This window comes from Rhizobium sp. 268, assembly GCF_036571585.1.
GTDB lineage: Bacteria > Pseudomonadota > Alphaproteobacteria > Rhizobiales > Rhizobiaceae > Rhizobium > Rhizobium redzepovicii.
In genome coordinates this window covers 251,016-271,267 of the sequence record NZ_JAPPSO010000002.1, presented here as the reverse complement: position 1 = coordinate 271,267, position 20,252 = coordinate 251,016, and the positions used below count along the sequence as shown (strand labels likewise).

Below are 20,252 nucleotides of genomic sequence, written 5' to 3'. Positions count from 1 at the left end.
CAGCCTTGCCTGCCGTTCCCAGCACGTCTGCGGATTCGAGCGCCCGCGCGCTTGTTGGTTGAAAGCGGCGCGCGTGCGCCATCTTCTGCGACGAAGCCGGCCGGCATAAGCGAGAGCATGTCGTCGTTTCTAATTGACGCCGAGAAACTGCTTCAGCTCGGCCGTCTGCGGGTTGGCGAAGACCTCCTCCGGCCGGCCCACCTCGTGGACCCGGCCCTGATGCATAAAGACGACGCGGCTACAGACGTCGCGGGCGAACTTCATCTCATGGGTGACCATCAGCAGCGTCATCCCTTCCGCGGCAAGCTCGCGCACGACGGCCAGAACCTCGGCGACCAGTTCCGGGTCGAGCGCCGAGGTGATTTCGTCACAGAGAAGGGCTGCCGGCTGCATGGCGAGCGCCCGGGCGATGGCGACGCGCTGTTGCTGGCCACCGGAGAGTTCGTCCGGATAGGCGTCGAACCTGTGCCCAAGCCCCACCCGCTCCAGCATCTTGCGGGCGATGGCCTCGGCTTCGGCCTTCGGGGTCTTCTTGACCACCGTCTGCGACAGGATGACGTTGCCGCCCGCCGTCAGGTGCGGGAAGAGATTGAACTGCTGAAAGATCATGCCGACCTTGAGGCGCAGGGCCTTCAGATGCACTTCGTGATCGAGGAGTTGCGCGCCGGCCACGGAGATGGAACCGTCGGTGATGGTCTCCAGGCCGTTGATGCAGCGAAGCAGGGTCGATTTGCCCGAACCGCTTTTGCCGATAATGGCGATGACCTCGCCGGCCTGCACATCGAGATTGATGCCTTTCAGCACCTCGGTGGCTCCGAAGCTCTTGCGGACTTCAGTGATTTCGATGAGCGACATTGAGCTTCCTTTCCAGGATCTGGCTGCTTTTCGACAAGGGCCAGCAGAGGGCGAAGTAGATGAGGGCGACGAGCCCGTAGACGGTGAAGGGCTGGAAGGTGGCATTGGTGACCACGGTGCCGGCTTTCGACAATTCGACGAAGCCGATGATCGAGGTCAGCGCCGTTCCCTTGACGATTTGGACGGAGAAGCCGACCGTCGGCGGTATGGCGACCCTGAGCGCCTGCGGCAGGATGACATGGCGCATCTGCTGCAGCCGGCCCATGCCGAGGCTGGCGGAGGCTTCCCACTGACCCTTTGGCGACCGATTCGACGCAGCCTCGCCAGATCTCGGCGAGAAAGGCGGCGCTCCACAGGGTCAGCGCCAATCCCGCAGCAAGCCAGGCCGGCACGTCGATGCCGAAGAGTCCGAGACCGAAAAAGGCGATGAAGAGCTGCATCAGCAGCGGCGTACCCTGGAACAGCTCGATATAATATTTCGCAAGCACCCTGAATGGCTTGCGCTTGCTGATGCGCAGGAACAGCAGCCCCAGCCCGACCGCGCCGCCGCCGACGAAGGAGACGAGCGAAAGCAGGATCGTCCAGCGGGTGGCGAGCAGCAGGTTTCGCAGGATGTCCCAAAGGGTGAACTCGATCATCGTGCTTTTCTCCTCGGGAAAATCAAGCCGCCGATCACGCCCAACACCTGCCGAAGCAGGATCGCCATCACCAGATAGATGGCTGTCGAGACGATGTAGGCCTCGAAGGCGCGGAAGGTTCGCGATTGTATGAAATTCGCGGCAAAGGTCAGATCTTCGGCGGCGATCTGCGACACGATCGACGAGCCGAGCATGACGATGACGACTTGCGACGACAGCGCCGGCCAGATACGCTGCAGTGACGGGACGAGCACGACATGGCGGAAGGTTTCGAAGCGCGTCATGGCAAGGCTCTCGCCTGCCTCGAATTGACCCTTCGGGGTTGCCTGGATGCCGGCGCGAATGATCTCGCAGCTATAGGCGCCAAGGTTGATGACCATTGCGAGGTTGGCGGCGGTCAATTCGGGAAGCTGGAGGCCGAGCGACGGCAGGCCGAAGAAGATGAAAAACAGCTGGATCAGGAACGGCGTGTTGCGGATCAGTTCGACATAGGCGGCAACGACAGGTTTCAGCCAGGCCGGCCCGAGTGCGCGCACCCAGGCACAGCCGATGCCGAGCGAAATGCCGAGCAGTCCGCCGATCGCGATCAGTTCCAAGGTGACCAGTATGCCCTTGATGATCTCAGGGTAATATTGAAGCAGCCAACCGAATTCGAAATGATAGCTCAAAGAATTGTCCCCTCTTGCGGTGACGAGCGGATGTCATCCCGCCTGCGGGCGCGGGATGACATCCGTAAGTCCGGGTCGTTCAGAGATCTGACGGGAGATCGGTGCCTAGCCACTTCTGCGATATGGCGTTCAGCGCGCCATTGGTTTTGGCGGCACCGATGATGCCGTTGACCTTCTCCAGAAGAGCTGCCTGCTCTTTGTTGAGGCCGATGTAGCAGGGCGAGTTCTTGATCAGGAATTTGAGCTCAGGGCGCTTGGGGGGATTTTTGGCGAGGATCGCCGCCGCCACGACGTTGCCGGTGGCGATGGTGTCGACCTGGCCGGATAGGAAGGCTGAGATCGTGCCGTTATTGTCCTCGTAACGCTTGATCGTCGCATCGGCCGGCGCGATCTTCGTCAGTTCCAAATCCTCGACCGAGCCGCGCGTGACACCAATGCTCTTGCCGGCGAGGTCTTCCGCCTTGGCAACCGAAACATCGGCCGGCGCGAACACGCCGTTGAAGAAGGGAGCGTAGGCTGTGGAGAAATCGATCACCTTTTCGCGCTCCGCATTCTTGCCGAGGCTTGATATGACCAAGTCGACCTTGTTGGTCTGCAGATAGGGCACGCGGTTGGCGCTGGTGACCGGCACCAGCTCGATCTTGACGCCCAGTTTTTCGGCAATGAGATTGGCGACGTCGATATCGTAGCCCATCGGCGCCATATCGGTGCCGACGCTGCCGAATGGCGGGAAATCCTGCGGAACCGCGACACGCAGCGTACCGCGCGCCGTGATGTCGGCGAGAGCATCGGCACGAGAAGCGGAGCCGATGCCGAGGCCTGCCGCCAGGGTCGCGATTGCGAAGAAAACTCGTATTGTCAGCATGCGTTCATTACTCCTTTGAAGTGCTGTTTTTAGGGGCTGAGAGGCGGGGACGCGGTCCTGGGCGGGAGCGACAGGGAATTGCGCAGATCCGAAAGCGGGTCCGGGCGGGCGGTGAGGTCGAGGCCCATTTCCACGTCGTCGAGATGCTCGACGGAGAGTTCTGCAGCTCTGACGAAATCGCCCGCCTGCATGGCCTCGAAGATGCGGCAGTGCCCCTCGTGGGATTGTGCGGCGTGAAATTCAGATTGATAGAGCATCGAAATGAGGATCGTCCGCGCGGTCAGGTCGCGCAGGATATCGACGAGGATGGCGTTGCCGCTCAATTCGGCGATGCGGATATGGAAATCGCCCATCAGATAGGTCAGGCGCTGGCGGTCGCCCGCCGCCATGGCATTTCGCTCCTCGGTGAGATGCGCGTCGAGCGCCTTGCTGCCCTCCTCCGTCAGCGTCCGCATGCTGCGCAGCAGCCCGGCCTCGACGATCCGCCGCGCCTCATAGACCGCGATCGCATCTTCCGCGGACGGCTCGACGACAAACCAACCACGCCGAGGGCTGACATGCACGATGCCGCGTGTCTCCAGGCGCATCATCGCCTCCCGGACGCGGGTTCTGGACACGCCGAAGAGCGCTGCCAGCTGGTTTTCGCCAAGTCGCGTACCGGGCCGGATCTTGGCAGAAAGGATGCCGGAGACGATCGTCGCCTCGATGGATTTCTGCGTGGTCTCGGATGTGTGGCTATCTTGCATACAAGACAGAAAGCAAAGCGCATGCCAAAATCCTGTGTTCAGGATTTTCAAGATGTCGCGAATGCTGTGCGGGAAATTTGCCTGCCCGGAATGCAGATTGAACGCAATTTGTGCGGGCGCCGGCGCCCGAAGACGCTGGTCAGTGCGACCGCGATCTTTCTCATCTGCGGTCGAACTGCCGCGCCGATCGTCTTCGTGCTTTTAGTTGAAACTCGAGGTCTTGAGGAATTCCGCGAGCCGTTCGGTCTTCGGCCGCACAAACATTTCCTTCGGGTCGCCCTCCTCGCAGATGACGCCCTGGTTCATGAAAATGACGCGCGATGAAACCTCGTAGGCGAAACGCATCTCATGGGTGACGAGCAGCATGGTCATGCCGTCGGCGGCGAGCCCCTTGATGACCTGCAGCACTTCGCCCACCAGTTCCGGGTCGAGCGCCGATGTCACCTCATCGAACAGCATCAGCCGCGGCGACATGGCGATGGCGCGGGCGATGGCGACACGCTGCTGCTGGCCGCCGGAAAGCTGACCGGGATAATGGTTGGTGCGAGCGGAGAGGCCGACACGATCGAGCCATTTTTCCGCGACGGCGCGGGCCTCCGGCTTCGTCATTTTCTTCACCTTGACGAGACCGAGCATGACGTTTTCGGCGGCACTCATATGCGGGAAGAGATTGAACTGCTGAAAGGCCATGCCGGTCAGCGCGCGCTGGCGGGCAATCTCTTTCTCGCCCTTGCGGCGGCGGGTTGCGCCGTCGACGCGGTAGCCGATCTCCTCGCCATCGAGACTGATCGTGCCGCCCTGGAATTCTTCCAGCATGTTGACGCAGCGCAGCAAGGTGGTCTTTCCGGAGCCGGACGAGCCGATGATGGAAATAACCTCGCCTTCCTCCACGGCGCAATCGACGCCTTTGAGGACTTCGTGGACGCCGTAAGTCTTGCGCAGACCCTTGATGTCGAGAATGGTCTTGGCCATCGGGGGAACTCCTCAGGACGGCAGGGCGGTCTTGCGCTCGACATATTTGCCGAAGTGCTCGATGCCGTAGTTGACGATGAAATAGAGACCGCCGGCCAGGAAATAAAACTGGAGGCTCATGAAATTGCGGGAGATGATCTCCTGCGTGCGCAGCAGCAGCTCGGCAACGCCGATGACGGAGAGCAGCGTCGAGGCCTTGACCATCTCGGCGGCCGTATTCACCCAGGCCGGCAGGCACTGTCGCATGGCCTGCGGCCACAGCACAGAGGTGAAGGTCTGGGTAAAAGTCAGGCCGATCGCCTTGGCCGCTTCGGTCTGCCCCTTCGGGATCGCCTGCAATGCTCCGCGGACGATCTCGCCGACATGCGAGGAGCAGAAGATCGCAAGGGCGAGCACCCCGGCGGAGAACGGCCCGAGATCGAGCCCAACGGCGGCGGAGACATAATAGCTTGCCAGTACCAGCACGAGTACCGGCGTGCCGCGGATAATATCGGTATAGGCGCGCACGATCAGCCGCAAAATAACGCCGCCATAAACGAGCGCCAGGCCGACGAAGACGCCGAGGACAGACCCTGCGAGAATGGCCAGCAGAGAGATCGACACGGTCACGCCGATGCCGTTGATAATGACGTAGCGGGCGATCCAGAGTTGTTCGAGAAAGGTGTGGGGCATCGGGTCTATCTCGGCAGGGCCAGACGGCGCTCGACGAAGCGCATCACGGCGGCGATCAGGAAACAGGTCGCGACATAGAGGGCGGAGGTGACCATCCAGGTTTCGATGACGCGAAAGCTTTCGACATTAATCTTGCGGGCAGCAAAGGTCAGTTCCGGCACGGCGATGGCGGCTGCAAGCGAAGTGTCCTTGAACAGCGAGATAATCGTCGAGGACAGCGACGGCAGCACGTTGCGCAGCATCAGCGGAGCGATAATGGAGCTGCGGATCTGCATCCCCGTCAGGCCGATGGCGAGGCCGGCTTCCGTCAGCCCTTTCGGGATCGACAGCAGGCCGGCGCGGAACACCTCGGCTAGATAGGCGCCGGAATAGAGGGAGAGAACCAGCACAAAGCTTTTTATCTTGTCGAGGCGCAAGCCCATCTGCGGCAGCGCAAAAAAGGCGAATAGCACCAGAACGAGAATCGGCAGGTTGCGAATGACAGTGACATAGACCCGCGCCGGCACCACCGCCAGGCGGTTTTTGGACGTCAGCGCGAAGGCCACGACCAGGCCTAACACGGCCCCGATCAGGATCGAGATCACCGCCAAACCGAGGCTTAGCGCAAGCCCGCTCAACAGAAAATCGAAATTGCGCCAGACGGCACCGAAGTTCAACGTATAACCCATGCGGGCCGCCCTTTCAGACTAACGCATCGTGCACGATGCGCAGATTCAAAGTGTTGCAGCGTCCTTTGTGCGCCTCGAAAGACGCGCGGGGCTGCAGCGGAGCGGGAGACAGGTCCCGCTCCGCATGGCCGTTACTTGAACTCAACGGGGAAACCGATCTGCGGCGGCGTCAGATCCTTGCCGAACCAGGTCTTGAAGGACTTGGCGTAAAAGTCGAACTCCACGCCGGTCATGGCTTCGTGCAGGGCGGTGTTGACAAAGTTCAACCAGTCCTGATCGCCGCGCTTGACGGCGCAGGCGTAGGTCTGCGGGTTCCAGCCGTAGCCGGCATCTTTATAGCGGCCCGGATTCTGCGTCATGTACCAGGCGAGCGACGATTGGTCGGTGGCAACGGCATCGGCGCGTCCCGACTCCAGGGCCTGATAGATCAGGTCGACGGAATCATACTGATCGACGGTGGCCTCCGGCAATGCCGCGTGCACCATCGTCTCGGCATAGACGTTCTGCAGAACCGAGATGGTGACGGAGGAACCGGCGGCCTTGAGAGCGGCGTAGTCGCCATATTTTCCGTCCGCCTTGAGCATCAGACCGACACCCTCGCGATAATAAGGAATGGTGAAGGCGACCTGCTGGGCGCGTTCGCCGGTAACGGTCATGAACTGGCAGGTGATATCGACCTTATCGGTGGTGATGTTCGGGATGCGAGCGTCGGAGGACTGGTTTACATATTCGATCTTCTCAGGATCGCCGAACAGCGCCTTGGCGATGATATGGCCCATGTCGACGTCGAAACCCTGAAGCTTGTCGTCGGCGCTCTTGAAGTGCCAGGGCGCGTTGGTGCTGCCCGTCCCGAGCACGAGATGGCCGCGGGCCAGCACTTCATCGAGCTTGCTGCCGTCGGCCAGTGCAGGCGTGGAGAGCAGCACAGCGGCGGCCAGCGACATCACGCCGGTGCGAAAGGAAATAGTCATGGCGTTCCCCTTATGGATGGTTCTCGTATATTCCAGTATAATGGACGCTTGTCTGTTTTACTGGAATAGCCTATCAAGTGCCATCAAGGACGAATTGTCAATGGGTCATGCTGAAAAAACGCGCAGCGGCGCACGTGGTGATTTTTTCGGCAGTGCAGCATTTTCCTGCCGCTTGCGAGGCTGATCGCCTGGCTGCGTTCCGACGTATCGGGGAATGCATATGGAGGCCGCAACGCAGCGGCCGGCAATGACTTCATTGCCGAAGCGAGGCAGAAGTCCAACCTTATGACAAGGGCAAGAGCGCGTGCTTCAGGTTATCCAGTGGGGTGCCACGCTCTACTCGAACCCGAGGCGCCGCGCGGCACCGAGACCCTGCGGAGCTGCCCTCAGACCTACGGTGCCGCGCCTTTAGGCGTGCAAGCAACGCTGTCGCTTTGATTTGAACTAAATCAGAATTCTTCCCAATCGGACTTCAGCGCGGCAGCCGCCGTTCCATGAACCGAGGCCGTGCGGACAACTTTTAAAGCCGACGGCATCGAAGGATGACGCCCCGCCTGCGACGACGAAGACCGTGTTTTCGGCCCGTCTTCGAAACGGAACTGCGCAAGGAGCTTGAAGAGTGCGGCAGCCTCCCGTGCAAGGCCATGGCTTGCAGCAGTCTGCTCCTCGACCATTGCGGCATTCTGCTGCGTTCCCTGGTCGACAGTGTTGATGGCCTGGCTGATGCCACCGAGCGCCGTCGATTGCTCGCGCGCCGCCTCGACGATCGCCGTGACGTTGGTATTGATTTCGTGAACCTGAGTGGCGATTTCCCGCAGCGCCGATCCGGCGTTCGTCACCAGGGCGACGCCGTTTGCGACGTGGGAACCGGACGCCGTAATCAGGCTCTTGATCTCTTTCGCGGCCTTCGCCGAGCGCTGCGCCAGTTCGCGCACTTCCTGGGCGACGACCGCAAACCCCTTGCCGGCCTCCCCTGCCCGCGCCGCCTCTACGCCGGCATTGAGCGCCAAAAGGTTCGTCTGGAAGGCAATCTCATCGATAACGCCGATGATGTTGGAAATTTCGTGCGACGAGGTTTCGATCTGATCCATCGCTCCGATGGCATCCCGCACCACCTGGCCGGAATGCTCCGCATGATCCCTGGTACGCGCCACCAGATGACCGGCCTCCTCGGCGCGACGGCTCGAATCCTTGACCGTGGTGGTGATTTCCTCAAGAGCGGCCGCTGTTTCTTCGACGGATGCGGCTTGCTGCTCGGTGCGCTTGGCCAGGTCGTCGGCCGCGGTGCGAATTTCGTTGGAACCGGCCGAAATCGCCTTGGCATTTTCGGCCACCGTTACCATGGCGTCCTTCAGCTTCTCCGAGGCGCTGTTGAAATCGGTGCGCAGCCGCTCCAGCGAAGGAATGAAAGGCTTCGCGATCGTCTGCGACAGGTCGCCGTCGGCAAAGTTTGTCAGGCAGTAAGCAAGTTGTTCGACATTCTCGACGCGAGCCGTAACGTCGGTTGCGAACTTGACGACTTTGAACACTTTGCCGTTCAGGTCGAAGATCGGATTGTAGGACGCCTGGATGTAGACTTTGCGTCCACCCTTCCCCACCCGCATGAATTCGTCGGCAATCAACTGGCCGCTCGCAAGCTTTCGCCAGAAGTCCTTGTAAGCTTCCGACTTCGAATAGTCAGCTTCGCAGAACATCGAATGATGTTTGCCCTGGATTTCGGCAAGCGAATAGCCGAGGGCGGCAAGGAAATTGTCGTTGGCACCAAGCACTTCGCCGCCCGGCGTGAATTCGATGATCGCCTGAGCCCGCGACAAGGCGTCGATCTTACCCGCATCCTCGGCGGATTTCAGCTTCTGCGCGGTGATATCGGTTGCGATCTTGATGACCTTGACCGGTCTCCCGCGCCGGAACACGGGATTGTAGGATGCTTCGATCCAGACCTCGCGGCCACCTTTTCCGAGCCGCTTATATTGCTGCTGCTCGAATTTCCCGGCTGACAGCTTCGTCCAGAAGGCCTTGTATTCCGCCGAGGATGCATAGGCGGGTTCGACGAACATGCGGTGATGTTGTCCAGCGATCTCCCGCAATTCGTAGCCGAGCGCCCTGCAGAAATTTTCGTTCGCGGTGAGGATCATGCCCGACATGTCGAACTCGATCATGGCTTGCGAGTTGGATAGAGCAGCGAGAGCAGCGATAGCATTTGCACCACGATCAAGAATGCTCACTCACAAATCCCCCACAGATTTCATCGCAGTCAATTCGGACACGTCACGAATATTTGCCTATGCCTATTAATGGGGATTTAATGATTAATATAAGGTTTAGCGGTCTGCTTTCGTTCTGAAATGGATGTTACGCTCATCATGAGCGAGGCCAAAATCACTCAGCCGGTTTTCAATTGCGCCATCGCAAGCAGCGTGTCTGCGCTGATCGTTGCTGAGCCGTTCAGGATCGAAAGTGCTGTCGACGTGGTACCCGTGCCGTTGGCGACATCATACATGGCGGTGAAGCGTTTGATCAAATCGTCGACTTTGTCAGGATCTGCCAGATCCTTGATGTCGATGAAGTTGTCGACCATCTCGGCTTGCTTGTCGACGTCCATATTCGAGACATAACTGGACAGGTTGAAGGTCGTGGTAAAAAACTCGAAGAGCGCGCTGTCGCCCAGAATGCCATAGGCGCTCGATATCTCCGGCGCCTTGCGCTGGAAATAGAGCGCCAGGCGCACGCCGGTGTTGCTGTCACCCTGGTCGTCTTCGAGCGTCAGCCTGACATAGGAGTCGATCGTTTCCAGCACGTCGCCGCGCTGTTGCACCGTCCCTGTGGGATCGGCGGAAATATTGCCGTCCTGATCGAAATTGAACGAGCCGACGAGCTCGGCAAAGCGACTGTCGTCCAGCTTGTTGACGTAACTATCTTCGTCGTCGAGATCGGAAGAAAACATCTTCTCCAATTGGTCCGACGTGACATCGTCCGGGTCGAGCCCCTTTGCCTCGAGCGCAAAACTAACCAGGCGATCATCGGCCAGAAATTCGCTCGCCGTCGTGATCGTCGCCATCTGCTCACGGAAATAGCTGATCTCGTCATCCGCCGCGTCGGTCGCCTCGGTCAGTTCGTCCCCGTCGAGGTAGCGGATCTTGTTCTGTTTATAATAGGCGGCATAGTCGTCGACGACGGATTCCGACATGGCCTGCAAGGGAACGGTGACGTCGCCATCGCTGTCGAAGTTGAATGCTTTGCGAAAGGCGACGAACCGGTCGTCGTCTAGGCTGTTGACATAGCTTTTGGAATCCGTGGGATCGCTTTCGAGAATTTTCCGCACCTGGCTTCTCGAAACGCTGTCCGGATCGATGTCGAAGGCGCGCAACGCCATTTCCCACATTTCCGGGAGATCGTCATTGTCGTCATCGTCATCATCGGCATTTGACACGAGGAAATCATCGATCGAGGTGACGCTGGCGATGCGCGTCGTGTAGTTGTCGACGGCATCTTCCGTGTCGGTATTGGCGATCAGCACCTGATAATTTTCATCGAAGGCTGCCGTGGTCGTGGCGGTCTGTTCCGACGTCTGGGCGGTGTCGCCATCGGCAAGCGCGCCGTCCTCATCGAAATTGAAGGCGTCGTGCAGATCCGACAGGCCGATCGCGTCGGCAATATCGGCGCTTTTAAGCGCCGCGGAAATGAAAGTGTCGGATTCGTCGTCGGTCAGCCCGTAGGCGATCCTGAGATAGCCGACCAGCTTGTCGTCGCTCATCAACTGATCGACGGAGGTGATGTTTCCAATTTCCGCCGCGAAATAAGTGTCATAAGCCTCTCCGGTGTCCGAAGAGGCAATGGTCGAGGAAGCCACCGCATAACCGCTCGTCACCAGCGAGATCTGATCTTCCGACATCACGTCGCCGTCGGTCGAGCCGTCCTCGTTGAAGTTGAAGGCCTTCGCCAGGCTGACATAGACGTCGTCGCCGAGCTGATTGACGAAGCTGTCGGAATCGTCGAGGTCGCTCGTCAAAACCTGCTTCAGGAAACTGCTGGAGGTGTAATCGGTGCTGAGACCGAAAGCGGTCAGCGCATAATTCTTCAGTCTCGAACTCGAGAGGAAATCATCGACCGACGTGATCGACGAGATATTCTCTTCGAAATAATCCGTCTCGTCGGCAATGTCTTCCGCCTCGGTGTCGAAGGACTCCTCATAAGCATCGAGCAGAGTGTCCCGTTGCACATCAGATTGCGCCGTCTTCGTCTCTCCGCCGAATTTGAAGGCGGCGGCGAACTCGGCATAGCGGCCGTCGCTCAAACTGTTGGCGAAGCTCGATGAATCGCTGAGATCGCTTTCCAGCACCTTCTTCATGAAGGCCTTGGCATAGGTCATGTCGTCGAGCCCGTAGGCCTTCATGGCATAGGAGTAGAGCTTGTAATCGCCCATGAACTCGTCGACCGTCGTGACCTTGCCGATGTTTTCCTTGTAATAGGCGCTGTCGCGGGCAACCGTGCCCTGGGACGCCACGCTCGAGAGGCTGGCGTTGAGATTACGCGCGACTGCGAGATAGCTTACGTAGGTGGAAACCAATGCTTGTCCCTTTTCATGGGCGCGGCAGCGCGCGCGAAAGCCTGCCGGCAGCCGCGGTGAAATTTCGATCCTGCTGGGATGTCGTCGCCGGTCATGGCGATGCGCAGCCACATCCATGTGGCCGAATCAATTTAAGAGAACTATATAGTTCTATAATTAATTCAATAGGGAATTGAAAGACAAAAGTCGAAGCATCGCCTTTCGGGTCTACGAAGCCCCGACGCCGGCGGCGAAGATTGCGATGCAGCGGCGAAGATGGGCGAGCAGTCCGGCCCGGTCGGGCCAGGCTTGGGCGCGCCCTTCCGGCGGGCCCATACCGCCGAAGATCATGTCCATCAGCATCCGGGCTCCGCTCGCCGGATCATCAAGGGTCAATCTGCCTTCCGCCCGACGATCGCTCAACCAGTCGGCGAGGTGTTGACGGCTGGCAAGCATGCCTTCGTGCTGCAGAATGTCGATAAGCTCTGGAAACTGCGCCGCTTCGCGAAAGACGAGCTGCAGAAAACCGGCGCGGTCCGCATCCTTCTCCTCATCCATGTCGATCATGAAGATATGTTCGAGGCTTTCGGCGATCGGAAGGTCTTCCGCGGGCCTCGGCAGGTCGAGCATCAGGCGCCGATGGGCGCCCACCACGGCGGCAAACAGCTCTTCCTTGCTCTGAAACAGCTTGTAGAGCGTCTGTTTCGAGACACCTGCCTCGGTGGCCACCACCGCGGTGGTGCTTCCGGCATAGCCGTATTTTACAAAAACACGGCGGGCGATTTCGACGATATGCGTCCGCTTGTCCTCATCGCTGGAGACTTTCGGCCGGCCTCGCTTGCGCGGCTCATCTGCGGGCTCGTCAACACCATCCATGACGATCTAAACCGCTTTACCGAAGCGCACGCCGACGGCCCGGAAAAGCGGACTGCGATTTCTGAGGGATGAGTTTTTCGGTTGTGGCATTAGTAATTTCGATTTAGAGAACTAATCAGTTCTGTAATGCGTTGCATCCCCACCCTCTTTAGCGATGGAGCGCTTATGACGACCATTTCTGCAGCAACATCGATTTCTTCCTATTCCTATAGCAAGAACTCGACATCCGCATCCCAGGACCTCCTATCCTGTAATACGGTTTCGGCAAAAAAATCAACCACAAGCCAGCAGCTCGGCGAAGACTCGACCAACAGCGTCGAAAAACTCATGTCCCAGCTGATGTCGCTGACGATGAACGGCCTTAGCGGACAGTCCGGCTCCAGCGGGGAGCAGGACGGCGACGAAGGCATGGATGTTGCGCAGCTCGACACCGATGGCGACGGCTATGTGAGCAAGGCCGAGTTCGTCGCAGCCAGGCCATCCGACGTGACCGAGGATCAGGCGGGCACGCTGTTCGACAGCTTCGACAGCGAAGATTCCGGCTCGCTGTCGGTCGATGCGCTCACCGAGGCCATGTCCGCCCAGAGATCGGGGCGAGCCGGCGGGCCACCGCCGCCGCCCGAAGGCGATGACGAGCTTTCATCGCTGCTCTCCGATCTCGATACAGATGGAGACGGGCTGGTGAGCAAGGCGGAATTCGTCGCAGGCCGGCCGTCCGACGTGAGCGAGGATCAGGCAGGCACGCTGTTCGACAGCTTCGACAGCGAAAGCGCCGGCTCGCTGTCGGTCGATGCATTGACCGAGGCGATGTCCGCTCAGTCGTCGCAACGCCCCGAGGGACCGCCACCGCCGCCGCCCGCTGACGATGAGCAGACCGCATCCCTGCTGTCCGATCTCGATACCGATGGAGACGGGCTCGTATCATTGGACGAGTTCATGGTTGGCAGGCCGGACGACGTCACCGAAAGCCAGGCGAGCCAGCTATTCGATCTTCTCGACACATCGGGCAGCGGTTCATTGTCCGCAAGCACCACGAGCTGACAGCCGACAAGGAGCGTCGCGTCGCAGTCGCTGGAGAAGCTGCAATGCGGCGGTCTGACAGCGGCCCGGCAATCGAGCCGGCAGAGCTTTCAGCCGGGCCGCTGAACTATCGAAGTATTCACATGGTGCACCGTGACAGGCGCACCGCACCAGCGCGCGGATGAGCCGCAGCGCCTATCGCCATTACGGGGTCAATCCAGACAATCAGATCATCCACCGGTGTGGGCTTTGCCCGGCGCCAGCGATGTCGTGCGCCCGTTATTCGGGCCTGGAGGCCTCTCGTCACATGGCATGTTCCCAAACCTTAAAGGATTGAGCCATGAGCATTTTTGGAAGCATGAAAACCGCCGTCTCCGGCATGAGCGCCCAGGCAAACCGGCTGAGCACGGTTTCCGACAATATCGCCAACGCAAACACGGTCGGCTACAAAGCCGTCTCCACATCCTTCTCGTCGCTGGTGCTGCCGTCGTCCTCAGGCAATTACAATTCCGGCGGCGTCCAGACATCCGTGCGCCAGGCGATTTCTCAACAGGGCGACATTTCCTATACGACCTCGGATTATGACCTGGCGATATCAGGAGATGGCTTCTTCATCGTGCAAAGCGCCGACGGCACGCCGGTCCTCACCCGGGCCGGCGACTTCTCCGTCGACAGCGACGGCAACCTGGTCAACGGCGCCGGATTTACCCTCATGGGATATTCCTATGATTCAGGTGTGCCTGCGGTTGTTGTCAACGGCTTCGATGGGCTGGTGCCGGTCAACGTGTCCCAATCGGGATTGAGCGCGGTTGCTTCGACCAGCGCCTATTTCAGCGGCAACCTGAATTCCGAGGCAACCGTCGTCACCGACACGACAACGCTGCCGAGCGCCAACACGTCCGATGTCACCGACGATACGCAGAAGATGTCGCTGGTTGCCTATGACAGCCTCGGCGGCACCGTCCAGTACGACTACTATTTCACCAAGACGGGTGTCACGACGGATTCCGCCGGCGCGGTCACCGGAAGCACCTGGGAGGTAGCAGTTTACCGCAATGCCGATGCCACCACCGGCGGCACGACGTCCTTCCCTTACTCCTCCGACGCCGTCAGCGTTGCGACACTCTCCTTCGACGCCGACGGTCAGCTGACCTCTGCGACCGATACCGATATCGTCGATGCGGTCACCGCACAGACGATCACCATGGATTATTCGGACTTTACCCAGCTCGCCTCCGACTTCTCGGCGACGGGCTCGGCCGACGGTCAGGCCGCAAGTGCGGTGAGTTCGGTATCCATCGGCACGGACGGGGTGGTGTCGGTTTCCTATGCGAACGGGGCGACCAAGGCTCTCTATCAGATCCCGCTTGCGACGGTCGCCAGCCGCGACAATCTGACGCTGCTCAGCGGCAACGTCTACAGCGCCAACGGCCAGTCGGGCGTTACCGTCACCGGCTTTCCGCAGACAAACGGGCTCGGCTCCATCCAGTCCGGCGCCCTCGAGAGCTCGAACGTCGATCTCGCTGGCGAACTGACGGAGATGATCGAGGCACAGCGCAGCTATACCGCCAATTCGAAGGTGTTTCAAACCGGCTCCGATATCATGGATGTCCTCGTCAACCTGAAGCGATAGAGGGAGCAGCTGAATGTCGCTCACCTCCGCCTTGAACAGCGTCCAAAGTATTTTCAACAATACGGGCCAGCAGAGCAGCGTCGTCTCGACCAACATCGCCAATGTCGGAAATTCCGACTATGTGAGACGGGAGGCGTCGATCACGACGTCTCTCTCCGGCGCCCAGGTCGTCAGCATCAGCCGAGCGCAGGAAACTGCGCTGCTGGCGCAATATCTGCAATCGAACTCCAAGGACAGCGCCCAGCAGACGCTGGTGACCGGCCTCGAAAGCTTGAAGTCGCTGATGGGCGGCCACGACTACGAGACCTCGCCGAGCACATACCTCTCGGCATTTCAGCAGGCGCTGCAGACCTTCGCCACATCGCCGAGCAGCACGACCGCGGCGCAATCGGCCGTCACCGCCGCGCAGGATCTTGCCAATTCGCTGAATACCGCAAGCGACGGCGTCCAGTCGATCCGAGCCGATGCCGATGCGGAGATCGCCACGCAGGTCTCCTCGCTGAATACGCTGTTGTCGCAGTTCGAGACGGCCAACAATGCCGTCAAGCTGGCGACGGCGACCGGCGCCGATACCTCCTCGGCGCTCGACGAACGAGAAAAGCTGTTGAAGCAGATCTCCTCGATCGTCGGCGTCACCACGGCCGTGCGCGACAACAACGACATGGCGCTCTACACCTCCGACGGCACCGTGCTGTTCGAGACCGTACCGCGCACCGTCACATACGTGCCGACGACAACCTATGTGGCCGGAACGGAGGGCAATTCGGTCTATATCGACGGCGTTGCGCTCGACGCCGGCGAGGGATCGACGACCAGCGCCTCGGGCAGCCTGCAGGCGCTGCTGCAGCTTCGCGACGACATCGCACCGACATTCCAGGCCCAACTCGACGAGATCGCCAAGTCGCTCGTTCAGGCCTTCTCGGAAACCGACGGCAGCACCAGCGCGCCCGGACTTTTCGTCTGGACCACCGCGTCGGGGACATCAGGGGGAACACCGTCGGATTCCGACGATATCACCGGCATCGCGTCGTCGATCTCGGTCAATCTTGCCGTCGTTACCAGCGAGGGCGGTGATGCCACGAAGCTGCGCGACGGAACGATCAGCGGCATCACCGATCTCAACAGCTCGGGAGACAGCGGTTTCTCGGACAATCTCGACGCCCTCTATACGGCGTTGACGGAACAGCGCTCGTTCTCCTCGGACGCCGGTCTTTCCACCACGCAAAGCCTGATGGATTACGCCAGCTCCTCCATCGGCTGGTTGGAACAATATCGCAGCGATGCGACGTCGGCCTCCGAAAACACGACTGCCGCGCTGTCGCGCTCCGACGAGGCCTATTCCAACGAAGCCGGCGTCAACCTCGACGAGGAGCTGACGCTCCTTCTCGATATCGAACAATCCTACAAGGCGGCGACGAAGATCCTGAACGTCATCGACGAGATGTTCAAGTCGCTCCTCGACATAGCGAGCTAGTTATGAAAGCCTCTTTTGTCTCATCATCTGCGATGCAGAACGTCCTGCGGCTGACCATCAGCCAGTCCCAGAGCAAGCTGCAGCAGGCCTCGACGGAAGCGACGACCGGAACCTACGCCGATATCGGCGTATCGCTTGGCGCCGGCACCGCAAGAACGATCAACCTCACCAGTGCTATCGACCAGGCCGCCTCATTCCAGACGAGCAACGCCGTCGTCGAACTGCGCATGGACGCATCGCAGACCGCCCTTTCCAGCCTCAAGGATGCCGGCGACAGCCTGGTCTCGAACCTGACCGCGCTCCAGGCGAGCCAGGATACGACCAGCATCGCCGTTGCCCTGCAGACCGCAGCCTCCACGATTTCGCAGCTGATCTCGACGGCAAATACCTCAGTCAACGGCGAGTTCCTGTTTGGCGGAACCAACCTCGACAGCCAGCCGCTGACCGATCAGTCCTCCACGGTTTCGGATGCGATCGTCACGGCGCTCGGCGACTATGCAACCGGTCTTGGAAAAGACGTCAACGAGCTGACCGGAGAGGAAATCGGCACATTCATCATCGACACGGTCGAGCCGATGTTTTCCGAAAGCGGCTGGACGGACGCTTCCACAGGTTGGTCGACTGCCTCCAGCACCGACATGACGAGCCGTATCAGCGGCTCGGAAACCATCACCTCGTCCACCAACGCCAATTCCGAAGGCATGCGCTATCTGGCGCTTGCCTCCGTCGTCGTCTCCGCCCTCTTCGGCCAGGATCTGAGCTCCGATGCGCAGAGCACCGTCGCGACGAAGTCGATCGGTTATGCGGCGCAGGCGACATCGGGCATCGTCACACAGCAAAGCCAGCTCGGCCTCTCGCAGGAGCGGCTCGAAAAGGCAAATGACGCCCTCGATGCCCAGTCAAGCCTGCTCCAGGGAAAGCTCGTCGATCTCCAGGGCGTGGATGCCTACGAGGCGTCGACGCTCGTCAACCAGCTGCAGACGCAGCTGGAAACGGCCTACACGCTCGTCTCGAAACTCCAGGGCCTGAGCCTGGTCAACTATCTCTGACGGATTGAACATGCGGGAATTCAAACGGTTGCAAATGCCGGCCTTAACCAGAGAGCCTAACTCGAGCTGCTCCGAAATCGTGGCGGAGGCGGCCTTCGCGCTTGCCTCCGGCATCATCAACACGATCCCTTTCGTCGGAAACAAACTCGACGAACAACAGGCCCAGGCCTGGCCGCGATCGGGGATTTTCACCGATGACGGCGTCGAGATGACGGGCACGCCGCCTGAAATATTCGAGCTTTGCGAGCTCCTGGCGTCGTATATCGAGAAAGGCTCGTCATTCGACGTCTTCGAGGTTTTCCACAAGATTGCTCGGATCGACCGATTGATCGACTGGCGTCAGGGCGCCTTGCTTTCCCCCGAGTCGGAAAACACAAGGCATTGATAGACTATGTAAAATACCCTCCGGAAGGTGTTGTAATCCGGCCCGCGTCGCCAGGGAGCATGGCATAGGTTGGGCTTGCATGTCGCCTGTGCGTTGCGGCAGGGTGGACCTTGCCTTAAAGGAGACCGAGGCTGCTTCCGAAGGTCTTTCGGCAACGGTCTTTCAGGGACCAAGTGTGTTGTCGATGTCAAAGCCGCGCGCGAAGCTGCCATTCTCCGAAGAGACCTCGCAGGCCATGCTGATCCGCGTCCTGCGCCCGCTGGTCAAACTCGCTCTCGCTTCCGGTTTTAACTTCACCGCCTTTACCACCGTGCTTCGCCGCCTTTACATCGAAGTGGCGGAGAAGGAATTCGCGCTGCCGAACAAGCAGCAGACGGATAGCCGCATCTCGCTCCTGACAGGCATCCACCGCAAGGACGTCAACCGGCTACGCGGACTGGCGCTCGACCCCTCATTCCTCACCGTCGGCGTTTCACAGACGAGCCGCATCCTTGCGCGCTGGCTTGCCGACCCGCTCTATTGCGACGCCGAGGACAGGCCGAGCGCCCTGCCCCGAACATCAAGCGACGGCAGTCCGTCATTCGAGAGCCTGGTGAGCGACATCACCAAAGACGTCCACCCGCGCTCCATCCTGGACGAATGGCTGGACCGAGGCATCGTCGTTCTTGATGAGGACGGCCGGGTCCAGCTCGACCTCTCATCGATCGTCCCGAATGCCGGGGACGACGCTCGCCGGCATTATTTCACCCGTAACCTTCGTGATCATGTGCAGGCGTCGGTCATGAACTTGATGAACGAGCCTCCTCCCTATTTCGAACGCGCCGTTCACTATGACGGCATGTCGCCCGCGCTGGCGGCCCGGCTCGACGAGCTTGCGCGCCAGGAAAGTATGACGCTGCTCCTGAAGCTCAACAAGATCGCCCATCAGGCGATCAAGGACGATCCCGGCGGCAGCAGCCGCTGGATCGCGGGGCTCTATATCATGACCGAGGAACGCGAAACGGATCCTGCGGCAGAAACCGCCTCCAATCAGGAGATCGACGAATGAGCCCGTCGGCGATCTCGAGAAGACAGTTTCTGCTGGGCGGCATCGCGCTTCAGGTCCTGCGGCCGGAACTTGCCGCCGCGCAGCCGACAGGCACCAGCGATCACCGAATCGGCGGGTCCGGTCTTGCCATCCAGGGAGGCGGCGAGAACGAAGATCATGGGATCGGCGGAACCGGTATTGTCGGGACCATCCAGGGTTTCGGCAGCATCATCGTCAACAATATCCACATACCGTTCAGCGCGACGACGCCGGTCGAGATCGACGGGCGACGCGTACCCGCGAGCGCGATGAAAGTCGGCCATGTCGCCCGGGTGCTGCTGACCGGAAAGCGCGCGGCCCGCATTACGATCGTCAGCGAGGTTCAGGGCCGTATCGACCGGATCGATAAGACCGGGATAAGGATACTTTCGCAAACCGTCGACACATCGGGTTTAGCGACGAAGGGCTTGCGGAAAGGCAAACGGGTCGCCGTGTTCGGCATCCGCAAACCAGACGGCACGATCATTGCCCGGCGTATCGAGCCCCGCTCCGTGTCCGACGGCGCCCATCTCCGCGGCGTTCCCGTCAAGAGCGGCAACCGCGTCCTGATCGGCGGCCTGTCGCTTGGAAGCACGCATGGCTACCTCGCCGGCAAACAAACGCTCGTGCGTCTCAAGGCGGTCGCCGACCGATTGGTGATTACCCGCGTTCAGACCGAACCCGTGGTGCCGGGCCTCAAACGCGGCACCGTCAATATCGAGACGTTCCGGCCAACGGACAGAGGCGAGGCGGGTTCCGGACTTGGGGGCGCACCGTCCGGCTCGATGCGGCTCTCTGCCGATGGTCATGGCTTCGTCGATATCGGCGTCCGCGATTCGAGCAGAATGACCGGCTTTCCCGGAATGGGTCCCGATGGCTTTGGTTCCCGCCCGCCACACGGCCCTGGGGATGGACCGCGGCCCGATCACGCGCCTTTCGGCAGAGGCGGGCCCGGCGGAGATTTTCCCGCTCCGGACAGGCGAGGCCCGCCACCCGGCGCTGGCGAGCCACCTCCGGGGTCGCCGCCCCCGGATCCGGGTCCGCACTGAAAACGCAGTCACCCATATTGACATATGGGAAATTTTCCCATTTTATTGCCCTTGCGAATCCGCATTGGGTGATTCCAGGACGGGTTTGCCGATTGGCTA

General features: G+C 60.3%; 18 protein-coding genes and 1 pseudogene. 7 read left to right on the top strand and 12 right to left on the bottom strand.

The genetic code is table 11. The annotated features are described in order from the left end of the window. Nucleotides 1-129: 129 nt before the first annotated feature. The 12 genes and pseudogenes from OS035_RS04720 to OS035_RS04665 all read right to left on the bottom strand — a co-directional run bounded on the left by OS035_RS04720 (nt 130) and on the right by OS035_RS04665 (nt 12,477). Entirely contained in the window at nt 130-855 is a 726-nt protein-coding gene (locus OS035_RS04720) for an amino acid ABC transporter ATP-binding protein (protein ID WP_331813407.1), read from the bottom strand. Further along, nucleotides 833-1,493 (bottom strand): annotated as a pseudogene (locus tag OS035_RS04715) (amino acid ABC transporter permease). Before OS035_RS04715 ends, OS035_RS04720 begins: the two are co-directional and overlap by 23 nt. Continuing rightward, nucleotides 1,490-2,161: an amino acid ABC transporter permease gene (locus OS035_RS04710; protein ID WP_097629419.1), complete on the bottom strand. Its 672-nt coding sequence runs from the start codon at nt 2,159-2,161 to the stop codon at nt 1,490-1,492. The pseudogene OS035_RS04715 and the gene OS035_RS04710 overlap by 4 nt, the downstream one beginning before the upstream one ends. 79 nt (nt 2,162-2,240) lie before the next feature. Further along, nucleotides 2,241-3,026: a transporter substrate-binding domain-containing protein gene (locus OS035_RS04705; protein ID WP_097629418.1), complete on the bottom strand. Its 786-nt coding sequence runs from the start codon at nt 3,024-3,026 to the stop codon at nt 2,241-2,243. A gap of 29 nt (nt 3,027-3,055) precedes the next feature. Next, the gene (locus OS035_RS04700) at nt 3,056-3,772 is read right to left on the bottom strand and encodes a GntR family transcriptional regulator (RefSeq protein WP_097629417.1); all 717 of its coding nucleotides are present in this window, start codon (nt 3,770-3,772) and stop codon (nt 3,056-3,058) included. Between the two features lie 201 nt (nt 3,773-3,973). Continuing rightward, on the bottom strand, nt 3,974-4,744 hold the full coding sequence (locus tag OS035_RS04695) for an amino acid ABC transporter ATP-binding protein (RefSeq protein ID WP_097629416.1): 771 nt from the start codon (nt 4,742-4,744) through the stop codon (nt 3,974-3,976). Between the two features lie 12 nt (nt 4,745-4,756). Further along, complete coding sequence (locus OS035_RS04690) at nt 4,757-5,416, bottom strand: amino acid ABC transporter permease (RefSeq protein ID WP_097629415.1); 660 nt, start codon at nt 5,414-5,416, stop codon at nt 4,757-4,759. A gap of 5 nt (nt 5,417-5,421) precedes the next feature. Beyond that, the gene (locus OS035_RS04685) at nt 5,422-6,084 is read right to left on the bottom strand and encodes an amino acid ABC transporter permease (RefSeq protein ID WP_097629414.1); all 663 of its coding nucleotides are present in this window, start codon (nt 6,082-6,084) and stop codon (nt 5,422-5,424) included. Nucleotides 6,085-6,215: 131 nt separating this feature from the next. Next, nucleotides 6,216-7,055 (bottom strand): transporter substrate-binding domain-containing protein, encoded by an 840-nt coding sequence (locus OS035_RS04680; protein WP_097629413.1) that lies wholly within the window; start codon nt 7,053-7,055, stop codon nt 6,216-6,218. 449 nt (nt 7,056-7,504) lie between these two features. Then, a complete protein-coding gene (locus tag OS035_RS04675; protein ID WP_097629412.1) occupies nt 7,505-9,280 on the bottom strand; it encodes a methyl-accepting chemotaxis protein in 1,776 nt (591 codons plus the stop codon). 158 nt (nt 9,281-9,438) lie between these two features. Then, entirely contained in the window at nt 9,439-11,622 is a 2,184-nt protein-coding gene (locus OS035_RS04670; protein WP_097629411.1) for a DUF1217 domain-containing protein, read from the bottom strand. Between the two features lie 207 nt (nt 11,623-11,829). After that, nucleotides 11,830-12,477 (bottom strand): TetR/AcrR family transcriptional regulator, encoded by a 648-nt coding sequence (locus tag OS035_RS04665; protein ID WP_097629410.1) that lies wholly within the window; start codon nt 12,475-12,477, stop codon nt 11,830-11,832. 165 nt (nt 12,478-12,642) lie between these two features. Here OS035_RS04665 and OS035_RS04660 point away from each other — a divergent pair, with 165 nt between their 5' ends. The 7 genes from OS035_RS04660 (at nt 12,643) to OS035_RS04630 (ending at nt 20,153) form a co-directional block, all read left to right on the top strand. Continuing rightward, entirely contained in the window at nt 12,643-13,518 is an 876-nt protein-coding gene (locus OS035_RS04660; RefSeq protein WP_097629409.1) for an EF-hand domain-containing protein, read from the top strand. 319 nt (nt 13,519-13,837) lie between these two features. Further along, nucleotides 13,838-15,130 carry a flagellar hook protein FlgE gene (locus OS035_RS04655; protein WP_097629408.1) on the top strand — a complete coding sequence of 431 codons (1,293 nt, stop codon included), beginning with the start codon at nt 13,838-13,840 and terminating at the stop codon, nt 15,128-15,130. A gap of 13 nt (nt 15,131-15,143) precedes the next feature. Continuing rightward, nucleotides 15,144-16,604, top strand: coding sequence for a flagellar hook-associated protein FlgK (flgK, locus tag OS035_RS04650; protein ID WP_097629407.1), 1,461 nt, complete (start codon nt 15,144-15,146; stop codon nt 16,602-16,604). A 2-nt stretch (nt 16,605-16,606) separates the two neighbouring features. Then, nucleotides 16,607-17,653: a flagellar hook-associated family protein gene (locus OS035_RS04645; protein WP_097629406.1), complete on the top strand. Its 1,047-nt coding sequence runs from the start codon at nt 16,607-16,609 to the stop codon at nt 17,651-17,653. A 10-nt stretch (nt 17,654-17,663) separates the two neighbouring features. After that, nucleotides 17,664-18,038: a hypothetical protein gene (locus OS035_RS04640; RefSeq protein ID WP_097629405.1), complete on the top strand. Its 375-nt coding sequence runs from the start codon at nt 17,664-17,666 to the stop codon at nt 18,036-18,038. Between the two features lie 184 nt (nt 18,039-18,222). After that, the gene (locus tag OS035_RS04635) at nt 18,223-19,086 is read left to right on the top strand and encodes a DUF6502 family protein (protein WP_097629456.1); all 864 of its coding nucleotides are present in this window, start codon (nt 18,223-18,225) and stop codon (nt 19,084-19,086) included. Further along, the gene (locus tag OS035_RS04630) at nt 19,083-20,153 is read left to right on the top strand and encodes a DUF5666 domain-containing protein (RefSeq protein WP_097629404.1); all 1,071 of its coding nucleotides are present in this window, start codon (nt 19,083-19,085) and stop codon (nt 20,151-20,153) included. The genes OS035_RS04635 and OS035_RS04630 overlap by 4 nt, the downstream gene beginning before the upstream one ends. Nucleotides 20,154-20,252 lie beyond the last annotated feature (99 nt).